General features: G+C 70.3%; 1 protein-coding gene. It reads left to right on the top strand.

Going from position 1 to position 2,172, the window contains the following annotated elements:
- Positions 1-2,172, top strand: a 2,172-nt coding sequence (gene glgP / locus DD1DGNOD_RS22060) for an alpha-glucan family phosphorylase (RefSeq protein ID WP_241255911.1), incomplete at both ends; no start/stop codon positions are given.

The raw sequence follows: 2,172 nt of genomic DNA, 5'->3' as shown, positions 1-2,172 counted from the left end.
CTGCACGAATATCTGACCGCGCCACGCTGGTACCAGTCGCTGTCCGACGGCCCGCGCGCGATCGCCTACTTCTCGCCGGAGTTCGGCATCACCGAGGTGCTGCCGCAGTACTCCGGCGGGCTCGGCATCCTCGCCGGCGATCATCTCAAGACCGCCAGTGACCTGGGTGTGCCGATCGTGGGGGTGGGACTGCTCTACCGGGCCGGCTACTTCGTCCAGTCGCTGTCCCGCGACGGCTGGCAGCAGGAACGCTACCCCGGCATCGACCCGCACGGTCTGCCGCTGACCCAGCTCACCGACGCCTCCGGCGAGCCCGTGAAGATCACCCTCGGGCTTCCCGACGGGCACACCCTGCACGCACAGATCTGGAAGGCGCAGGTCGGGCGGGTGTCGCTGCTCCTGCTCGACTCCGACGTCGAGGACAACCAGCCGGCCGAGCGGGGCGTGACCGACCGGCTCTACGGCGGTGGCACGGACCATCGCCTGCTGCAGGAGATGCTGCTGGGTATCGGCGGGGTCCGGGCGCTGCGTGCCTACTCGGCGGTTTCCGGCGCCCCGGCGCCGGAGGTGTTCCACACCAACGAGGGCCACGCCGGTTTCCTCGGTCTGGAGCGCATCCGGGAGCTGACAGCTACCGGCCTGAGCTTCGACGAGGCGTTGGAGGCGACCCGGGCCGGGACGCTGTTCACCACCCACACCCCGGTACCGGCCGGGATCGACCGGTTTCCCAGGGATCTGGTGGCCCGGCACTTCGGCGCGGACAACGTCTGGCCCGGCGTGCCCGTCGAGCGGGTGCTGGAACTCGGCGCCGAGTCCGACCCGAACGTCTTCAACATGGCTCATATGGGTCTTCGGCTGGCCCAGCGGTCCAACGGGGTCAGCAAGCTCCACGGGATCGTCAGCCGCGAGATGTTCGCGGGTCTGTGGTCGGGGTTCGACCCGGAGGAGGTCGCGATCGGATCGGTCACGAACGGTGTTCATGCGGCGACCTGGGTGTCCCGGAACGTGATCGAACTGGCTGACCGGGAGCTCGGTCCGTCCCCCCTCGACGACGGGGGCGAGGGGTTCACGAAGATCGCCCGAGTGTCCGACGAGGCGATCTGGTCGACCCGCCGCGAGCTGCGTGAACGCCTTGTGGCCGAGGTCCGCCGCCGGCTGCGGGCGTCCTGGCTGCAGCGCGGTGCCGCTCCCGGTGAGCTGGACTGGGTCGACGGCGTGTTCGACCCGGGCATCCTCACGATCGGGTTCGCCCGCCGGGTTCCCTCCTACAAGCGGCTTACCCTGATGCTGCGTGACCCCGAACGGCTGACCCGGCTGCTGCTGCACCCCCAGCGTCCGATTCAGATGGTCATCGCCGGCAAGGCGCACCCGGCCGACGACGGCGGCAAGCAGCTCGTCCAGCAGATCGTGCAGTTCTCCGACGCCCCCGAGGTCCGCCACCGCATCGTCTTCCTACCGGACTACGACATCGGCATGGCGCGCTTCCTCTACTCCGGATCGGACGTGTGGCTGAACAACCCGCTGCGCCCGCTGGAGGCGTGCGGCACGTCGGGGATGAAGGCCGCGCTCAACGGCTGTCTCAACCTGTCCATCCGGGACGGCTGGTGGGACGAGATGTTCGACGGCCAGAACGGCTGGGCGATCCCCACCGCGGACGGTGTGGAGGACCCCGACCGTCGCGACGACCTCGAGTCGGCCGCCCTGTACGACCTGCTGGAGAACACGGTCACCACGCGCTTCTACGACGTCGCCGGTGCGGGTGCGCCCCCACGCCACTGGACGTCGATGGTCAAGCACACCCTGTCAACCCTTGGGCCGCAGGTGCTCGCCACCCGGATGGTGCGCGAGTACGTCGAGCGCTACTACATCCCCGCCTGCGCCTCGGCGCGGACAGCCTCGGCGGACACCGCGCGCGGGGCCCGGGACCTGGCGGCGTGGAAGGATCGGGTCCGGGCGGCCTGGCCCGGTGTCCGGGTGGTCAACGTCGACTCGGCCGGTCTCGGTGACACTCCTCAGGTGGGCCAGTCCCTGGTGGTACGGGCCACGGTCGAACTCGGTGGCCTGGACTTGGCCGACGTGGAGGTCCAGGCGTCCTACGGCCGGATCGACGAGGCCGACCGGCTGCTGGGCCCGTCCACCCTGCCGCTTGCCCACGTCGGCGCCGGCGAGGGC

This window comes from Candidatus Protofrankia californiensis, assembly GCF_900634765.1.
GTDB lineage: Bacteria > Actinomycetota > Actinomycetes > Frankiales > Frankiaceae > Protofrankia > Protofrankia californiensis.
The sequence above is the reverse complement of the archived record's forward strand: the minus strand, read 5'-3'. Positions and strand labels throughout refer to the sequence as shown.